This is a genomic window from Achromobacter sp. KK8, from assembly GCF_054188005.1.
Genome location: NZ_CM135178.1, coordinates 1321295 through 1338184, shown reverse-complemented (window position 1 = coordinate 1338184; position 16890 = coordinate 1321295). Strand labels below are relative to the sequence as shown.

The 16890-nt window shown below is 67.8% G+C and carries 17 protein-coding genes; 6 read left to right on the top strand and 11 right to left on the bottom strand.

Features of this window, described 5'->3' with window-relative positions:
- Window positions 1-54: 54 nt before the first annotated feature.
- The 4 genes from hslV to ACVN9Z_RS06140 form a co-directional block, all read right to left on the bottom strand.
- Complete coding sequence (hslV, locus tag ACVN9Z_RS06155; RefSeq protein WP_006389751.1) at window positions 55-594, bottom strand: ATP-dependent protease subunit HslV; 540 nt, start codon at window positions 592-594, stop codon at window positions 55-57.
- A gap of 207 nt (window positions 595-801) precedes the next feature.
- Window positions 802-1266 carry an RNA polymerase-binding protein DksA gene (gene dksA / locus ACVN9Z_RS06150; protein ID WP_006389752.1) on the bottom strand — a complete coding sequence of 155 codons (465 nt, stop codon included), beginning with the start codon at window positions 1264-1266 and terminating at the stop codon, window positions 802-804.
- 127 nt (window positions 1267-1393) lie between these two features.
- Window positions 1394-2524 carry a CobW family GTP-binding protein gene (locus tag ACVN9Z_RS06145; RefSeq protein WP_024070720.1) on the bottom strand — a complete coding sequence of 377 codons (1131 nt, stop codon included), beginning with the start codon at window positions 2522-2524 and terminating at the stop codon, window positions 1394-1396.
- A 359-nt stretch (window positions 2525-2883) separates the two neighbouring features.
- Entirely contained in the window at window positions 2884-3387 is a 504-nt protein-coding gene (locus ACVN9Z_RS06140; RefSeq protein ID WP_006389754.1) for a Fur family transcriptional regulator, read from the bottom strand.
- A gap of 314 nt (window positions 3388-3701) precedes the next feature.
- On the opposite strand from ACVN9Z_RS06140, the gene ACVN9Z_RS06135 reads away from it, so the two are divergent.
- The 5 genes from ACVN9Z_RS06135 to ACVN9Z_RS06115 are packed head-to-tail and all read left to right on the top strand — an operon-like array spanning window position 3702 to window position 8061.
- Window positions 3702-4424 carry a metal ABC transporter ATP-binding protein gene (locus ACVN9Z_RS06135; protein ID WP_035184230.1) on the top strand — a complete coding sequence of 241 codons (723 nt, stop codon included), beginning with the start codon at window positions 3702-3704 and terminating at the stop codon, window positions 4422-4424.
- A complete protein-coding gene (locus ACVN9Z_RS06130; protein WP_006389756.1) occupies window positions 4421-5287 on the top strand; it encodes a metal ABC transporter permease in 867 nt (288 codons plus the stop codon). Before ACVN9Z_RS06135 ends, ACVN9Z_RS06130 begins: the two co-directional genes overlap by 4 nt.
- Window positions 5288-5306: 19 nt before the next feature.
- Window positions 5307-6296, top strand: coding sequence for a metal ABC transporter substrate-binding protein (locus ACVN9Z_RS06125; protein WP_080982217.1), 990 nt, complete (start codon window positions 5307-5309; stop codon window positions 6294-6296).
- A gap of 50 nt (window positions 6297-6346) precedes the next feature.
- Window positions 6347-6940, top strand: coding sequence for a DUF1007 family protein (locus ACVN9Z_RS06120; protein ID WP_230846565.1), 594 nt, complete (start codon window positions 6347-6349; stop codon window positions 6938-6940).
- The gene (locus ACVN9Z_RS06115) at window positions 6931-8061 is read left to right on the top strand and encodes a nickel/cobalt transporter (RefSeq protein ID WP_054448276.1); all 1131 of its coding nucleotides are present in this window, start codon (window positions 6931-6933) and stop codon (window positions 8059-8061) included. The genes ACVN9Z_RS06120 and ACVN9Z_RS06115 overlap by 10 nt, the downstream gene beginning before the upstream one ends.
- A gap of 13 nt (window positions 8062-8074) precedes the next feature.
- Here ACVN9Z_RS06115 and xerC read toward each other — a convergent pair whose 3' ends face one another.
- From xerC to ACVN9Z_RS06090, 5 genes are read right to left on the bottom strand one after another with little or no spacing between them, the layout of a single operon-like run.
- Complete coding sequence (xerC, locus tag ACVN9Z_RS06110) at window positions 8075-9049, bottom strand: tyrosine recombinase XerC (protein WP_458213505.1); 975 nt, start codon at window positions 9047-9049, stop codon at window positions 8075-8077.
- Window positions 9050-9083: 34 nt separating this feature from the next.
- The gene (locus ACVN9Z_RS06105; protein ID WP_024070714.1) at window positions 9084-9761 is read right to left on the bottom strand and encodes a DUF484 family protein; all 678 of its coding nucleotides are present in this window, start codon (window positions 9759-9761) and stop codon (window positions 9084-9086) included.
- A 4-nt stretch (window positions 9762-9765) separates the two neighbouring features.
- Complete coding sequence (gene dapF, locus ACVN9Z_RS06100) at window positions 9766-10677, bottom strand: diaminopimelate epimerase (RefSeq protein ID WP_427200146.1); 912 nt, start codon at window positions 10675-10677, stop codon at window positions 9766-9768.
- Between the two features lie 48 nt (window positions 10678-10725).
- Window positions 10726-11616 (bottom strand): lysophospholipid acyltransferase family protein, encoded by an 891-nt coding sequence (locus tag ACVN9Z_RS06095; RefSeq protein ID WP_020925911.1) that lies wholly within the window; start codon window positions 11614-11616, stop codon window positions 10726-10728.
- 49 nt (window positions 11617-11665) lie between these two features.
- Window positions 11666-12532, bottom strand: coding sequence for a lysophospholipid acyltransferase family protein (locus ACVN9Z_RS06090; RefSeq protein WP_006389764.1), 867 nt, complete (start codon window positions 12530-12532; stop codon window positions 11666-11668).
- A 276-nt stretch (window positions 12533-12808) separates the two neighbouring features.
- On the opposite strand from ACVN9Z_RS06090, the gene metK reads away from it, so the two are divergent.
- Window positions 12809-13972: a methionine adenosyltransferase gene (gene metK, locus ACVN9Z_RS06085; RefSeq protein WP_006389765.1), complete on the top strand. Its 1164-nt coding sequence runs from the start codon at window positions 12809-12811 to the stop codon at window positions 13970-13972.
- A gap of 60 nt (window positions 13973-14032) precedes the next feature.
- Here metK and ACVN9Z_RS06080 read toward each other — a convergent pair whose 3' ends face one another.
- Window positions 14033-15460, bottom strand: coding sequence for an amidase (locus ACVN9Z_RS06080; protein ID WP_047993164.1), 1428 nt, complete (start codon window positions 15458-15460; stop codon window positions 14033-14035).
- A gap of 93 nt (window positions 15461-15553) precedes the next feature.
- Entirely contained in the window at window positions 15554-16858 is a 1305-nt protein-coding gene (locus ACVN9Z_RS06075) for an MFS transporter (protein ID WP_458213239.1), read from the bottom strand.
- Window positions 16859-16890 lie beyond the last annotated feature (32 nt).

Here is a 16890-nt window from a genome sequence, read left to right as displayed (position 1 = left end):
GGCTGGGCTGGGGGACGGGCCGCGGCGCCCCGGACGGGCGCCGCGAGGTTGGCGTCAGTCGCCCAGCGTCTCGATGACGTGGTTCTGGTTGGTGTAGATGCAGAGGTCGCCGGCGATCTCGAGCGATTGCTTGACGATGGTCTCGGGCGCCAGCTCGGTATTGCGCAGCAGCGCCAGCGCGGCGGACTGGGCATAGGCGCCGCCCGAGCCGATGGCGGCCAGGCCGTGCTCGGGTTCGAGCACGTCGCCGTTGCCGGTCAGCACCAGCGTGTGCTCGGCGTCGGCCACGATCAGCATGGCTTCGAGCCGGCGCAGGACGCGGTCGGTGCGCCAGTCGCGGGTCAGTTCGACCGCCGCGCGCATCAGGTTGCCTTGGTGTTTCTCGAGCTTGGCTTCGAAACGCTCCTGCAGCGTGAACGCGTCGGCGGTGGCGCCGGCGAAGCCGGCCAGGATCTTGTCGTGATACAGGCGGCGGATCTTGCGCGCCGTGCCTTTGATGACGATGTTGCCCAGGGTGACCTGGCCATCGCCGCCGAGCGCGACGCGGTTACCGCGACGCACGCACACGATGGTGGTGGCGTGAAATTGTTCCATGCGTTCCTTCCTTTGAAAGGACTAGCTGGGGGCGATGCGGACGAAATCAAGCCTTGCGGGTCGATGAAAATCGATCCGCGCGTCGCGCCTTCGGCTTTGCTGGCGCAGATTGCGGGCGCTTTCGCCCCGAGGCGGTGCGGCAATGAAAAAAGGCCATGCTGGAAACCAGCATAGCCTTTTGGTGTGGCGCTTGAATAACGGGACGGATCAGTCGCCGTACAGCTTCTGCCGCATTTCGCGCCGTTCCTGCGCTTCCAGCGACAGGGTGGCGGTGGGACGGGCCAGCAGGCGCGGGATGCCGATGGGTTCGCCGGTTTCCTCGCACCAGCCGTATTCGCCACTGTCGATGCGGGCGATGGACTGTTGCACCTTCTTCAGCAGCTTGCGCTCGCGGTCGCGGGTGCGCAGCTCCAGGGCGTGTTCTTCCTCGATGGTGGCGCGGTCGGCGGGATCCGGCACGAATTGCGTTTCACGCAGGTGCTCGGTGGTTTCGCCGGCGTTGGCCAGGATGTCCTGTTCGAGTTGTTTGAGCCGTTCCTTGAAGAACGCCAGCTGGCGTTCGTTCATATAGTCGGACTCGGGCATGGCCAGCAATTCCTTCTCGCTGGGCAGATCAATCGCCGTATCGCTCGTCGACTTGCTTGATTTTTTGGTTGCTGCCTTGGTAGCCATGAAAACACTCCACTATGAATCGATCCTGGCGCGGGCTTGTCTTCCCGGTCCGTGTGCTTGCTGCCTACGCTATTCGTACCTCACAGTACTGCCTTCGTCGCACCGCGTCACGTATCCAAAAAGGGGATCACCCCGCCAGGCACTGCTCCAAGCCCCGGGTAAAAATCTCCTGGGGCAGCTTGCGGCCAATGAAGACCATCTTGGTGGACGGCTTTTCGGCCGCGGTCCACGGTTTGCCGGGTTCGGCGCCCATCATCATGTGCACACCCTGGAACAACATGCGGCGGTTGATGCCCTTCATGTACAGGATGCCCTTGTAACGCAACAGGTCCGGGCCATAGACCTGCACCACGCCGCCCAGGAATTCCTCGAGGCGGGCAGGATCGAACGGCTTGTTGGAGCGGAACACGAAGGCGCCGATCTCGTCGTCGTGCTTGGGGTGGTGATGATGCGCGTGATTGCAGTGCGCCCCGCATTCGCCGTCGTGATCGTGGTCATGGTCGTGACCGTGGTGGTCGTGGCCGTGATCATGATCGTGGCCGTGCCCGTGGGCATGGCTGTGGGCGGCATCGGGATGCTCATCGGCCAGGAAGTCCGGGTCGATGTCCAGAATGGAATTCAGGTTGAAGCCGCTGATGTCGATGATCGACTTCAGGTCGGCGTCGCCGAAGTTGACCGCGGTGATGGGCGCGCGCGGATTCATGCGCAGCAGGCGGTTGCGCAGGGCTTCGTAGTCGACGTCGTTGACCAGGTCTTTCTTGGAGATCAGGATGCGGTCCGCGAAGCCAACCTGCTTCTGGGCTTCGGGCTGTTCATCCAGCGTCGCCATGCCGTGCTTGGCGTCGACCACCGTGACCACCGCGTCCAGGCGGTAGTACTCGGCGATGTCGTCGTCCATGAAGAACGTCTGGCACACCGGGCCGGGATTGGCCATGCCGGTGGTTTCCAGGATGACGCGTTCGAAATTCAGGGTGCCGGCCTCGCGCTTGGCGCGCAGGTCGGACAGGGTGCGCATCAGGTCGCCACGCACCGTGCAGCAGACGCAGCCGTTGGACAGTTCGATGATTTCCTCGTCGCTGTCCTGCACCAGCAGGTCGTTGTCGATGCTTTCCGGCCCGAATTCGTTTTCGATGACGGCGACGCGGCGGCCGTGGAATTCGGTCAGGATGCGCTTGAGCAGGGTGGTCTTGCCCGCACCGAGAAAGCCGGTGAGGATGGTGACGGGAACCATTTTGTCCAAACTGCGCGGGGTGTTCATGGCGAAGCTGCTTGCGTGAAGTAAAGGCGGTTAGACACGGCGGTCAGGCGCTGGGGTCTGGCGGGCGGCAGCGGGTGCCGATTGCCTGCCAGACATCGCTCGACCGATGTTACTGCCACAGGCTGCGAGGGCCGCCGTTAGCGGCCGGACGCAGGATTACAGCACAGTCGGGGGCGGGGGGCAAACCCCGGGCCAACCCGGGGGCGTAGCCGCCCAGATCGCGGCTGTACGCCGTCAAGTATCGGGCGATATCACTATTTTGGGGCGATTTTCCGGATTTCAAGGGCCGGATCGAGGCGCACCCGATGGGACGGGCGACCGGTGAGCCCGTCGGGCGCCGGCGGCCGTGCCCGATGCCTTCAATGATGATGGTGATGGTGCCCGCCATCGGCGGGTTGCTGCTTCTGGCACTGCGGGCACAGCGCGCGGATTTCGGTCTCGTGGGTGGCCAGCGTGTAGCCGGTCTGGGCAACGCGCTCGGCCAATTGCCGGCTCATGGCGGGATCGGACACCTCGGCCACCGCGCCACAACTGGTACAGACCACCAGCAGATCGTGGGGAGCGCCGCCAGCGTCGTGGCAGGCGCTCCAGGCGTTGACGGCGTCCAGTCGGTGGATCAGGCCTTCGTCCATCAGGAAGTCGAGGGCGCGGTACACCGTCGGGGGCGCGGCGCCCGGATGCACTTCACGCATGGCGTCGAGCAACTCGTAGGCTTTCAGGCTGCGGCCATGGCGCAGCAGCAGTTCCAACACCTTGCGGCGGATGGGGGTCAGGCGGCGGCCGCGTTGTTCGCACAGCGCCTCGGCGACGCTGAGTTGGGCGCCTACGGTGTCGCTGCGGGGAGAGCGGGGCGGAGCGGGCATGGCGGGTTTCATCTGGAAAGGGAACGCGCGCGAGCGCGCGAGATGCCTGGAAGGTAGCAGAAAACCTCCAGGTGCGGGCGAAACCCTCCCATTCAAGCGGGTGTAGTTATGATATAACATAATAATATTCCGCTGTTTCTCTTCGTCATGTCCCATTTTTCGCTTTTGCCCCCGCGGTCCGGCGCCGCGCCGGGTCCGGGCGCCTCCTTGCGCTCCGCTTTCCTCGCCTCCGCCTGGCGCCGCATGGCTGCCGCGCTGGCCGCGGCGGCGGCGTTGTGGGCGTTGACCGGCTGGGCGCTGGACTGGTGGGCGCGATGAGCGTTGCGCCGGTGGCCATCGAGTTGTGCAACGCCTCCTTCGGTTGGCATGGCCATGCCGCCTTGCGCGGCGTGTCGGGCCGCTTCGAGGCGGGCGCGATGACCGCCGTGGTCGGTCCGAACGGGGCCGGCAAATCCACCTTGATCAAAGGCATCATGGGCGTATTGCGGCCCCTGTCCGGCAGGGTCAGCGTCGGCGGCGTCGGCCGTTCCGAACTGGCGTGGTTGCCGCAGGCCGCGGAGCTGGATCGCTCCTTTCCCGTGACGGTGCTGGACCTGGTCGCGATGGGAGCCTGGCGCCGGGTCGGCGGTTGGCGGCGCTATGGCGGCGAAGAGATCGACCGCTGCATGCAGGCGTTGCAAACCGTTGGCCTGGCCGACATGGCTGGCCGGGGGATCGATACGCTGTCCGGCGGACAGCTGCAGCGCACGCTGTTCGCGCGCATGCTGGTGCAGGATGCGCCGGTGTTGCTGCTCGACGAACCCTTTACCGCTGTCGACAGCCATACCGCCGATGAGCTGATGGCGTTGCTCTGCGGCCTGCACGGCCAGGGGCGTACGGTGATCGCGGTGCTGCACGACATGGACCTGGTGCGTGACCACTTTCCACAGTGCCTGCTGCTGTCCGGTTCGGTGGTGGCGTGGGGCGATACCGCCGAGACGTTGACCGAGGCGAATCTGAAGACGGCGCGCCAATGGCACGCGAGGGCCTTCGCATGAGCGTGTCGCAATGGTTGATCGGCCCCTTTCTCGACTACGGCTTCATGCGGCGCGCGCTGGCCGGCGCCAGCGCCCTGTCCCTGGGGGCCGCGCCGCTGGGCGTCTTCCTGGTGCTGCGGCGCATGAGCCTGATGGGGGATGCCATGTCGCACGCGATCCTGCCGGGCGTGGCGGCGGGCTTCCTGCTGGCCGGCCTGTCGTTGGGCGCGATGATGCTGGGCGGCATCGCCACCGGGCTGGCCGTGGCGCTCCTGGCCGGCCTGGTCGCGCGCCTGACGCCGCTGCGGGAAGACGCCAGCTTCGCCGCCTTCTACCTGATATCGCTGGGCCTGGGGGTGCTGCTGGTGTCGCTGCGCGGGTCGAACATGGATCTGCTGCACGTGCTGTTCGGCACCGTGCTGGGGCTGGACGACGCGGCGCTGCTGCTGGTGACGGCAACGGCCAGCATCACGCTGCTGGCATTGGCCGCGCTTTATCGCATGCTGGTGGCGGAATGTCTCGATCCGGGCTTCCTGCGCGCCAGCGGCGGCCAGGGCGGCTGGGTCCACATGGGCTTTCTGGTGCTGGTGGTGGTGAACCTGGTGGCCGGCTTCCAGGTGCTCGGCACGCTGATGGTGGTCGGCATCATGATGCTGCCGGCCGCGGCCGCCCGCTTCTGGATGCGTTCGGCTGCCGGCCAGATCCCGCTGGCCGGCGGCGTTGGCGTGGCCGCTTCGGTGACGGGCCTGCTGGTGTCGTATCACTTCAACGTGCCGGCCTCGCCCGCGATCATCCTGGCGGCCGGCGGTTGCTATCTGTTTTCCATCGTCTGCGGCCCGTATGGCGGGCTGCTGCGGGCGTCGCGCGCATCGCGCCGGGCCTGAACCCTCAAGGAGATTCGCTATGCGTTCCATTCTGCCGGCGTTCCCGCGCCGCCGCGCCTTGCTGGCCGCCGCCGGCCTGTGGCTGTCCACGGCCTTCGGCGCGGCGCATGCCGCCGAACCGCTGCCGGTCGTGGCGAGCTTTTCGATCCTGGGCGACATCGTGCGCGAGGTGGGCGGCGACGATATCAAGCTGGGCACGCTGGTGGGCCCGGACGGCGACGCCCATGAATACGAGCCAACGCCAGGCGATGCCAAGAAACTGGCGGCTGCCAGGATACTGTTCGTCAACGGCCTGGACTTCGAAGCGTGGTTGCCGCGGCTGGTGAAGGCCGCGGGCTTCACGGGTCCGACCGTCGTCGCCTCCAAGGGAGTGACGCCGCGCAAGTTCGCCGGCCATGAGCATGGCAAGCACGATCACGGCCATGGCGACAAGGACCATGACCATGACCATGGCGCTGGCGAGGGCCATCACCATCATGGCGACGCAGACCCGCACGCCTGGCAGAACCTGGCCAATGGCGTGACCTATGCGCGCAATGTGGCCGCGGGCCTGGCCGCCGCCGATCCCGCCCACGCCGACGCCTATCGCAAGCGCGCCGATGCCTACATCGCCCGCCTTCAGGCCGCCGATACCGCCGCGCGCAAGGCCTTCGCGGCGATCCCGGCCGAACGCCGCAAGGTAGTCACTTCGCACGATGCCTTTGGCTATTTCGGCGATGCGTATGGCGTGGATTTCATTGCGGCAATGGGCGTATCGACCGCGGCCGAACCGTCCGCCGGCGACGTGGCGCGCATCATCGAGCAGGTCAAGCGCGACAAGGTGCCGGCGGTGTTCGTCGAGAACATCACCAGCCCGCGCCTGGTGCAGCAGATCGCGCGTGAAACGGGCGCCAAGGTGGGTGGTACGCTGTATTCCGATGCGCTGTCCAAGCCTGGACAGCCCGGCGCCACCTACCTGGAAATGTTTGAATGGAACGTACGTCAGCTCACCGCCGCGTTGCGGCCCTGATCGCTGTCACGGGCGCACTGGCGGCCAGCACCGCCGGCGCCCATCCGCACATGTGGATCGATGCCCGCGCCGTGATCGACCTGGACGAGCAACATCGGGTCACGGCCGTGAGGCAGGTCTGGCTGTTCGACGAAATGTTCGGCGCCTATGCCACCCAGGGTCTCAAGAAGGGCAAGGGCGGCGCCCTGCCCGACGACACCTTGAAGACCATGGCGCAGGATTGGATGAAGGCGCTGGGCGAGCCGGTGTCGCATTACTTCACGCGTGTCACCGTGGCCGGCAAGAGCGCGGTGTTCGCCGCGCCGCGCGATGCGCGCGTGACCTGGAACCCCAAGACCGGTCGATTGGCGTTGGCGTTCACCTTGCCGCTGGCCGAGCCTGCCGCGCTGGACTCCGCCGGCGCCCAGGTCGATATCTATGACCCGACCTATTTCGTGGCGTACGCCTTCGAAGAAAAAGGGGCGGTCGCGTTGGGCGGACCCGGCGCGGCGGCCTGCAAGCAGGCTTACCGCAAGCCCAAGGAACTGGATTGGAACACCATGCAGCAACTGGCCGCGATCCCGGCCGATCCGGATGCCCTGCCGGAAGAGCTTTTCGCCATCACCAAGGGGCTGACGCACCGCATCGAGGTGCAATGCTCCTGACGCGGGGGCGGCCCATCGTGGCGGCCGTGTGCGCGTGGCTGCTGGCCCTGGGCGCGCTGGCCTGGACCGGCATGGCCGCGGCGCAGGGCGCCCATCCTTTCGGCGTGCCGGAAAGCGGCGCGGGGCTCGCGGGCGGTCCCGGTTGGTTGTCCGCGTTTTTCGGCCAGGTGTCGGTGTGGCAGACGCATTTCTATCGCCAGCTCACTGCCGCCGTGCGTGCCTGGCAGGCCGACGGCGGCGCTGCCTGGACGCTGATCGGCCTGTCTTTTGCGTACGGCGTGTTCCACGCGCTTGGGCCGGGACACGGCAAAGCGGTGATTTCCTCTTATGTGCTCGCCAATCGCCAGACGGCCCGCAATGGCGCGCTGCTGGCGTTGCTGTCGTCGTTGGTGCAGGCCCTGGTGGCCATCGCGATGGTGGCGGCGCTGGCGTTGGTGTTCAACGCCACGGCGGCGGTGATGAATCAGGCGACGCGTTGGCTGGAGCTGGCATCGTATGCGTTGGTGACGTTGCTGGGGGCCTGGCTGGTCTGGATCAAGGCGATCCGGCCGTTGTTGCGCCGTCGGCGGGCCGCGGCAATGGCCACGGTCGCAGCGCCGACACCCGTGGCGTCCGCCCCGGCCTTGAAGGGCGCCGCGGCCTTGCGAGCCATCGCCGTACGGGCCTCGGCGCCGCATGGGGATGCGGCGGCACCTGCCCAACCGCATGACCATGCCCATGGCCATGCGCATCACGACGATTGCGGCTGCGGCCACGCGCATGTGCCGCCGCCCGACCAGGTGGCGGGGCCGTTGAATTGGCGTCGCGCCTGGTCCGCGATCTTCGCGGTGGGCCTGCGGCCCTGCAGCGGCGCGTTGATCGTGCTGGTGTTCGCGTTGTCCCAGGGATTCTTCCTGGCGGGGGTGGCGTCGGCGCTGGCGATGGGGCTGGGCACCGGCCTGACCGTGGCCGCGCTGGCCTGCCTGGCGGTCGCGGCCGGCGGCGCCGCCACGACACTGGGATCCCGCCTGTCGGGCGTGGCGGCGGCGCGGTTGCGCTACGGCGTGGAGGCGTTGGCCGCCCTGGCCGTGCTGGCATTGGGCGTGTTGCTGTTGGGCGGCATGCTGGCCGGCGGCGGATGAGCGCGCCCGGTGCTCAGGATTTGCGGCCGGCGCGTGGATGCGCCTGGTCGTAGGCGCGCGCCAGGTGTTGGAAATCCAGCCGGGTATAGATCTGGGTCGTGGAGATGTTGGCGTGGCCGAGCATTTCCTGCACGGCGCGCAGATCCTGCGCCGATTGCAGCACATGGCTGGCGAAGCTGTGGCGCAGCACGTGCGGATGCACGTGGGTCGGCAGGCCCGCGGCCTGCGCGACGTGCGCCAATTGCAGCTGCACCACGCGCGGCGAGATGCGGCGTCCGCGTGCGCCCAGGAACAGCGCGGCGGCATCTGACGGCGATGCGGCGGGCGGGGCCAGTTGCGGCCGCACCTCGATCCAGCGTTGCAGCGCCGCCACGGCCGCCTGGCCCACGGGCACGGAGCGGCGCTTGCCGCCCTTGCCCAGCACGATCACTTCCGCTTCCTCCAGATTGAGCCAGCCGCGCGATTCATAGTCGGCCGAGCGCGCGTAGCGCAGGTCGAGCCCGACCAGTTCCGACAGGCGCAAGCCGCTGGAATACAACAATTCGAACATGGCCTGGTCGCGCAGCGCGGCCGGTTCGGTCGTCACTTTGGCAGGCGCGCGGTCCAGCAGGGCCTGCGTCTGTTCCACCGACAGGGCCTTGGGCAGGCTGCGCGGCGCCTTCGGCGCGCGCACGCCGGCGACCGGATTGCCGGCCAGGCCGACGGCGGGCGCCCACCACTGGTAGAAGCCGCGCCAGGCCGCCAGCGTGCGGGCCAGGCTGCGCGGGCCGCGGCCCTGGGCATGCAGCCGCGCGACGAACTGGCGGATATGGCCGTTGCCGAGCCGCTCGAGGGGCAGTTTGGCGCGTTCGGCCAGTTCAATCAGGAAACCCAGCTCGCGCCGGTAGCCGTCCAGCGTGTGGGGGGAATAGCGGCGGTTGCTTTCCAGATGGCGCAGCCATGCGGCCATCGGATCGGGCAGGGGAGCGTCCGGCGCCGGGTCCTGCATGGCGTGTTCCGGGGCTCCCGCGCTCATGGCTGGATCACGCCTTGGGGGCGGCCGGGTTCAACCGGTGCAGCGCGGCCGAGGCCAACTGGCCGATGGACTCGAGGAACGCGGTGCCCATGTCGGGCGTGAAACGCTCGGCGTCGTCCGAACCCAGCACCAACAGGCCCACGCTGGCGCCTTCGGCCTCCAGGCGCAGGGGCACCAGCGCCAGCGACTTGGGCTTGGCGTCCAGCCAGGCGACCGCCTCGAAGGCCGTGTCAGTGCCGCAGTACGGCGCCTTCAGGCTGTCGGTGAAGGTGCGCACGTCCTGGCTGACGGGTTCGCCGTAGCCGGTTTCGGGCAGGTCGGGCAGGTTCCACAGGCGCAGCGCCACGTGGTTCAGTTCGAACTGTTCGGCCAGCCCCAGGGCGATCTCGCCAGGCACCAGCTGCGGATCCGGTTCAGACAACAGTCGGCAGCACCATTTGGAGATGTGGCTGCCGATGGTTTCGTTGGCGGTGGCGTTGCGCACCAGTTCGTTTAGGCGCCATTCGAGTTCGCGGTTGCGTTCGCGCAGCGTGAGGATCTGGCGTTCGCCCAGCGAGATGGCGCGCGAGCCGTGCGGATGCGGCACCTGCAGCGTGGCGAAGACGTCGGCGTGTTCGTCGAAGAAGCCGGGATGTTCCTGCAGGAAAGCGGCGATGTCCTGGGCGGTGAAAGCGGTATCGGTCATGGGGTCAGCGGTTCAGCGCCATGGAGAAGACGAGCTTGTCGATATCGACCTGGCCCGTGAAGACGGATTCGGCAGGGCCGGTCAAGCGCAGTTGTTCGCCATTCCAGGCGATGGTCAGCACGCCGCCGCGCGTCTGCACGCGCACCGGGGAGTCGAGCAGACCGCGGCGGATGCCGGCAGCGACGGCGGCGCAGGCGCCGGTGCCGCAGGCCAGCGTCTCGCCGGCGCCGCGCTCATGCACGCGCAGGCGGATGCTGTGGCGATCGACGATCTGCATGAAGCCGGCGTTGACGCGGCGGGCGAAGCGAGGATGGTTTTCGATCAGCGGGCCGACGATGGCGACGGGCGCGGTGTCGACGTTGTCCACCACTTGCACGGCGTGCGGATTGGAAATGGCCACGGCCGACAGGGCCACGCTGCGCGGCAGGCCGGCGGGCACGTCGAGCTCCAGCTGCCAGAGCGTGTCATGGCCTTCGGTGCGCGAGGCCAGGCCGGCGGTGTCGAACGGCAACGCGGCCGGGTCGAAACGGGTGCTGCCCATGTCGACCGTGACCTGTTCGTCGTCGCCTTCGTCCAGCACCAGGATGCCGGTGGCGATTTCGGCGCGCAGCGGGTTACGGTCGGACAGGCCTTGTTCATGCACGAAGCGCACGAAACAGCGGGCGCCATTGCCGCAATGCTCGACCTCGCTGCCGTCGGCATTGAAGATGCGGTAGCGGAAGTCGGCATCGGGCCGGGTGGAGCGTTCGACCAGCAGGATCTGGTCGGCGCCGATGCCGAAATGGCGGTCGCCGAGGGCGCGGGCGCGCTCGGGCGTCATTTCGATGGCCTGGCGGACACCGTCCAGGACGACGAAATCGTTGCCCGCGCCATGCATTTTGGTGAAATTCCAGTTCATGGGAGGATTATCGCCCATTCTGGCCCTGAAAACCGCGCCGCCGCACGGTGCATGTCCGAACGCGCGCTAGTAGATCTTGGGCTCGCCCGGCGGCCGCGTCTTGAAGCGGCGATGCACCCAGTAATACTGGCTGGGACAGCGGCGCACCCAGGCTTCCAGTTCCCGGTTCAGGCGCGCGGTGGCCTCCTCCAGCGTATCGTCGCCGGGGAAGTTCTCGAGCGGCGGCAGCACTTCGGCATGGTAGCGGCCTGTTTCCGGGTTCCAGAAATCCAGGATGGGCAGCACCGCCGCATTCCATTTCTTGGCCAGTTGGGCGGTCGCCAGCAGGGTCGCCGCGGGAATGCCGAAGAACGGCACGAATACCGAGCCCTGGCGGCCGAAATCCATGTCTGGCAGGTAGTACACCGGCCGCGGTGCGCGCAGATGGCGCAGCAGTTCGCGCACGCCGTCCTTGCGGCTGACCAGGAAGACCTCGTTGAAGCGGGCGCGTCCGGCCGCGACGACCGCGTCGATGTGCGGATCGCTTTGCGGCGTGTACATGGTGGCCGCGCTCGGCACTTCCATGGTGAGGCGGGTGGCGGCGGCATCCAGGCCGATGAAATGCGGCGCCAGCAGGATGACCGAACGGCCCTGGGCGGTCAGCTCGTTGATGCGCTCGGCGCCGCTTTGCGTGACCATGTCCTGGATTGCCTCGGGCGTGCCGTACCACAACACGCCGCGGTCGACGATGGACTGCGCCAGCGCCCTGAAGTGTTCGCGCACCCAGCGTTCGCGCACCTGCGCGGGCTGTTCGGGGAAGCACAGCTCGAGGTTGCGGCGCACGATGCGGGTGCGCGATCTGGCCAGCCGCATGGCGAGCCAGCCGAGCGCGGCGCCGATGCGTTGCCGGTTGGCGGGCCGCATGCGGCCAAACCACTTCAGCAGGGAGACCAACGTGCGCGTTTTTGAATCGTTCATGGGTAAAAAGCGTGGGACCAGGGCGGCGGGACGGAATGGGGCGACGGCCTCAGCCGGAGGCGGCGGCGGTGTCGTCGGCTGGCGCCGGGGGCGCGCCGCGAGGGGTCTTGTAGCGGTTGTAGCTCCAGAGATACTGCTGCGGGCAGCGGCGGATCAGGGTTTCCATGGCGGCGTTGAGCAACGCCGCCTGGGCCTGGGGATCGGCCGGCAGCGGTTCCGGCACCCGCACGTAGTGGATGCGCCAGCCGCGCCCGCCTGGCAGGCGCTCGCCCGCGGTCAGGATGATCGGCACGCCGGTCTGGGTGGCCAGCTTGCCCGGCAGCGTCATGGTGTAGGCCATGCGTCCGAAAAAAGGCGCCCAGACGCCGTCGCCGACGCCCGGAGCCTGGTCCGGCAGCATGCCGACGGATTCGCCGCGTCGCAGGGCGCGCACGAATTCGCGCACGCCCTGCATGGTCGCCGGCACGGCATTGACGGCCGAGCTGTTGCGCGCGGTTTCCAGCAGCGGCGCCAGGATGTCCTTGCGCGGCGGGCGGAACATCACGGTCATGGGCATCAGGCGGGCCAGGTAGCGCGCGGTGATCTCGAAACAGCCCAGGTGCGGGGTCAGGAACAGGATGCCGCGGTTTTCGGCGCGTGCGGCGCTGACCACGTCGTTGTCATCGGAAACGACCTGGGCCAGGCTTTGCTCGTTGCGAAACCAGACCCGCGGCATTTCCAGGATCATGGCGCCGGCCTCGCCCGCCGCCCGCCGGGCAAAGGCCGGCTCGGGATAGCCCGCCTGCGCCGCATTGGCCTGCAGGCGGCGCCGGTACTTGCCCGGAAACGCATACGCGGCGCGGCCAAGCAGGCGTCCCAGCGCGTGCGCGACGGGCAGGGGCAAAGAGGCGAACAGGCGAAATAGGACGAGCAGCATGCGGCAAATGAGCGATATCGGGCATGGTGATGCCGGTGCTCGCGGGAAAGACCCCACCCCCGGCACAAGCATAAGACCGACATTTTCGCTTAAAATCGACCCGTCGCCGAGTTAACCGACAACTTGCGGGGCGACGGCAGGATACCGATGCGTCATGCATCGCTTGCCAAATCCGCTAAAGCGTCGCGCCCAGATTAGCGTATGCCATGCAGTCCGGGGTGCAACGCGCCTCGTGAACCCATGTTCCGGCTGTATCGGACACGAAAGGACGCATCTGTGGCCAATAACGACTTTCTCTTCACTTCCGAATCCGTTTCCGAAGGGCACCCCGACAAGGTAGCCGACCAGGTTTCCGACGCGATTCTGGACGCCATCTTCACCCAGGACCCCAACGCCCGCGTGGCGGCGGAAACCCTGTGCAACACGGGCCTGGTCGTGCTGGCCGGTGAAATCACCACCACCGCCAACGTCGACTACATCCAGGTCGCGCGCGACACGATCCGCCGCATCGGCTACGACAACACCGAGTACGGCATCGACTACAAGGGTTGCGCGGTGCTGGTCGCCTACGACAAGCAATCGCCCGACATCGCCCAGGGCGTGGACCGCAGCTCGGAAGACTACCTGAACCAGGGCGCGGGCGACCAGGGCCTGATGTTCGGCTACGCCTGCGACGAAACGCCCGACCTGATGCCGGCCCCGATCTGGTACGCGCACCGCCTGGTGCAGCGCCAGAGCGAACTGCGCAAGGACGGCCGCCTGCCGTGGCTGCGCCCCGACGCCAAGTCGCAAGTGACCTTCCGCTACATCGACGGTCGCCCGGCGGAAGTCGATACGGTGGTGCTGTCGACCCAGCACGCGCCGGAAGTCACGCAAGAGACCATCCGCGAAGCGGTCATCGAAGACATCATCAAGCCCAGCTTCCCCGAAGGCCTGATCACGCCCAAGACCAAGTTCCTGGTCAACCCGACCGGCCGCTTCGTCATCGGCGGCCCGCAAGGCGATTGCGGCCTGACCGGCCGCAAGATCATCGTCGACACCTACGGCGGCGCATGCCCGCACGGTGGCGGCGCGTTTTCGGGCAAGGATCCGTCCAAGGTCGACCGTTCGGCCGCCTACGCCGCCCGCTACGTGGCCAAGAACATCGTGGCCGCCGGCCTGGCGCGCCAGTGCCAGGTGCAGGTCAGCTACGCCATCGGCGTGGCCGAGCCGATCAACATCACCGTCTACACCGAAGGCACCGGCGTCATCCCCGACGACCAGATCGCCAAGCTGGTGCGCGAGCACTTCGACCTGCGTCCGAAGGGCATCGTCAACATGCTGGACCTGCTGCGTCCGATCTACACCAAGACCGCCGCCTATGGCCACTTCGGTCGTTCCGAGCCGGAATTCTCGTGGGAAGCCACGGACAAGGTGCAGGAACTGAAGAAGTCGGCCTGAGCGTCGCGCCTTCGCAAAAAAAGCCCCTGCAGGGGCTTTTTTTTACGGCCGAGGTTGGGATCAGAGACCCCAGGCTGACAGGTCGGGCGTGCGCAAGACCGGCGCCAGGATGCGTTCCAGCGCGGCGGCGCAGTCCAGCAGCGCGGCATCCGCGCCGGCGGGCGCCAGCAACTGCACCGCCATCGGCATGCCGTCGACGTCATGGCCGGCCGGCAATGCGATGGCCGCCGCGCCCAGGAAGTTGGCCGGACGCAGCAGCTTGCCCAGGCCGGTGTGGCGCGTGTCGGCAGGGTCCAGCGCCTGTGCGGCCTGGTCGCAGGCCGGCATCAGCAAGGCATCGATGCCCTGCATGGCGGCGGCGAACGTGGCCATGTCCGCATGCCGCCGTTGCAACGCGGCGGCGTAGTCGGCCGGCGCGATGCGGCCGCCGGCGGCGATGCGCGTGCGCACCACTTCCCACAGCGGTTGATCCGGGTCGTCGGCCAGGTGGCCGAAATGGCGGTAGGCCTCGTAGGCCAATACCAGCGAGTTGTCGTCCGCCATGCGCGCGAACGACAACGACGCCGGCGGATGCCAGGCCTGGGGCGTGATGCCGGCCTGGTCCAGCCGTTCCTGCGCTTCGTGCCAGATCCGCAGGCCTTCGTCGGCCAGTGTCGCGGGCCAGGCCTGTGGCGCGAGCACGGCCACGGCGCCGCCACGGCGGGCGGCGGGACGCCGCAGGGCGGCGATGCTGGCAGCGGGCAGGGCCTGCGTGGCGACATCATCGATGTCGGGGCCGGCCAGCAATTGCGTCAGCAGGCGGGCGTCGGCCACGCTGCGGCAGATCGGGCCCAGCACGTCCAGCGTTTCGGACAAGGGCAGGCAGCCAGCGCGGCTGATCACACCTGAGGACGGCTTGTAGCCGACCACGCCATTGAGCGCCGCCGGCGCGCGCACCGAGCCGCCGGTGTCGCCGCCCACCGCCAGGGGCGCCAGGCCGGCCGCCACCGCCACGCCGGCCCCGCTGGACGAACCGCCGGGCGCGCGCGCCGTGATGGCATCCCACGGGTTGCGGGCCGTGCCCTGTGTCGGGTTCTGGCCCGACAGGCCGAACGCGAATTCAGTCATGCGGGTCTTGCCCAGGATCACCATGCCCTGCGCGGCCAGGGCGCGTACGGCGGCTGCGGTTTCGTCGCTGATGACGCCGCTGCGGGCTTGCGATCCGCCGCTGGCGACCGTGCCGGCCCAGTGCAGGCTGTCCTTCACCGCCACCGGCACGCCGTGCAGGGGCCCCATCGAGATGCCGGCTGCCAACAGCCGGTCGGCGGCTTCCGCCTGGGCCAGCGCGCGCTCGGCCGTGACCTGGCTGTAGGCGGCCAGCGCCGGCGCGCGCTCGATGCGGTCGAGAAAGTGGACGGTGACCTGGCGGGAGCTGATTGCGCCGTCACGGATGGCGCGCGCGAGTTCGCGGGCTTCGCGGAAATGCAGGGGAGTGTCTTGGTCGGGCATGGCGCTCACGGAAATGGAAAAGCTTTCCGGCCCTGGCGGAGCCGGAAAGCGCTGTGGGGAGGCGTCGGGGCGCGGTTGCGCACGCGTCGAGGATTACTTCAGCGACTGCCCGCGGGTCTCCGGCATGCGGATGAAGGTGATCAGCGTGATGACGGCGCCGGCCAGCACGTAATAGAAGAACCAACGCTCCATGCCCTTGCTTTGCAGCCAGGTCAGCAGGTACGGGGTGGTGCCGCCCAGCAGCGCCACGACCAGGTTGTAGGGCGTGCCGATACCGACGGCGCGCACGCTGGTGGGGAACTGCTCGGACATGATGGCCGGCGCGATCGAGGTGTACATGGCGTACAGCACCAGGCCGAATAGTTCGACGGCGAGGATCGAGCCGAACGACGGGCCCAGCGTGGTCATCAACGGGTAGAAGAACACCAGATAGCCGGCGGCGAAGAAGATCAGCTGCGGCTTGCGGCCGATGCGGTCCGACAGCATGCCGAACACGGGCTGCACCAGCATGAACACGATCAGCGCGACGGTGTTGGCGGCGAACGCGACCTGCGGATCGGCCTTGACCTGGCGGATGGCGTAGGTCGGCACATAGGCCACGAAGATGTAGAACGCGAACGTGGTCAGGATCGAGAAGCCGACGATGCGCAGCACTTCACGCGGATGTTCGCGCATCAGGGTGCGCAGCGGCTGCTTTTCGACGCCGGCCTTCTTGGCGTGCGAGAACGCCTCGGTTTCCGGGATCGCGCGGCGGATCCACATGCCGGCCAGGCCACCCAGCGCGCCCAGGAAGAAGGGGATGCGCCAGCCCCAGTCGGCCATTTCGGCCTTGCTCAGGGTCGAGGTCAGCAGCCAGCCCACGGCGGACGCGGCCAGGATGCCCACCGCGGCGCTGAAGAAGACGAAGCTGGAATAGAAGCCGCGCTTGTTGGGCGGCGCCATTTCCGCCAGGAAGGTCGTGGCCGAGGCATACTCTCCGCCCAGCGACAGGCCTTGCAGCAGGCGCGCGGCGGTCAGCAGCAGCGGGGCGGCCAGGCCGATGGTGGCGTAGGTCGGGGTGACGGCGATGATCAGCGAGCCGCCGGCCATCATCAGGATGGTCAGGCCCAGCGCGGCCTTGCGGCCATAGCGGTCCGAGAAGATGCCGAGCACCCAGCCGCCGACGGGCCGCATGAAGAAGCCGACGGCAAAAATACCGAAGGTCGCCAGCAATGCGGCGGTTTCGTTGCCCTCGGGGAAAAACTGCTTCGAAAAGAAGATGGCGAACGACGCATAGATGGTCCAATCGAACCATTCCACCGCATTGCCTACACTACCGGCCAGAATCGTGCGGACGCGCGACACGGGCGCGGCGTTTGCCCCCTGCGTGGCGCGCAGGGTTGCGGAAGGGGTACTCATAACGTCCTCTGTTTTATTTTTGGTCAAATAGA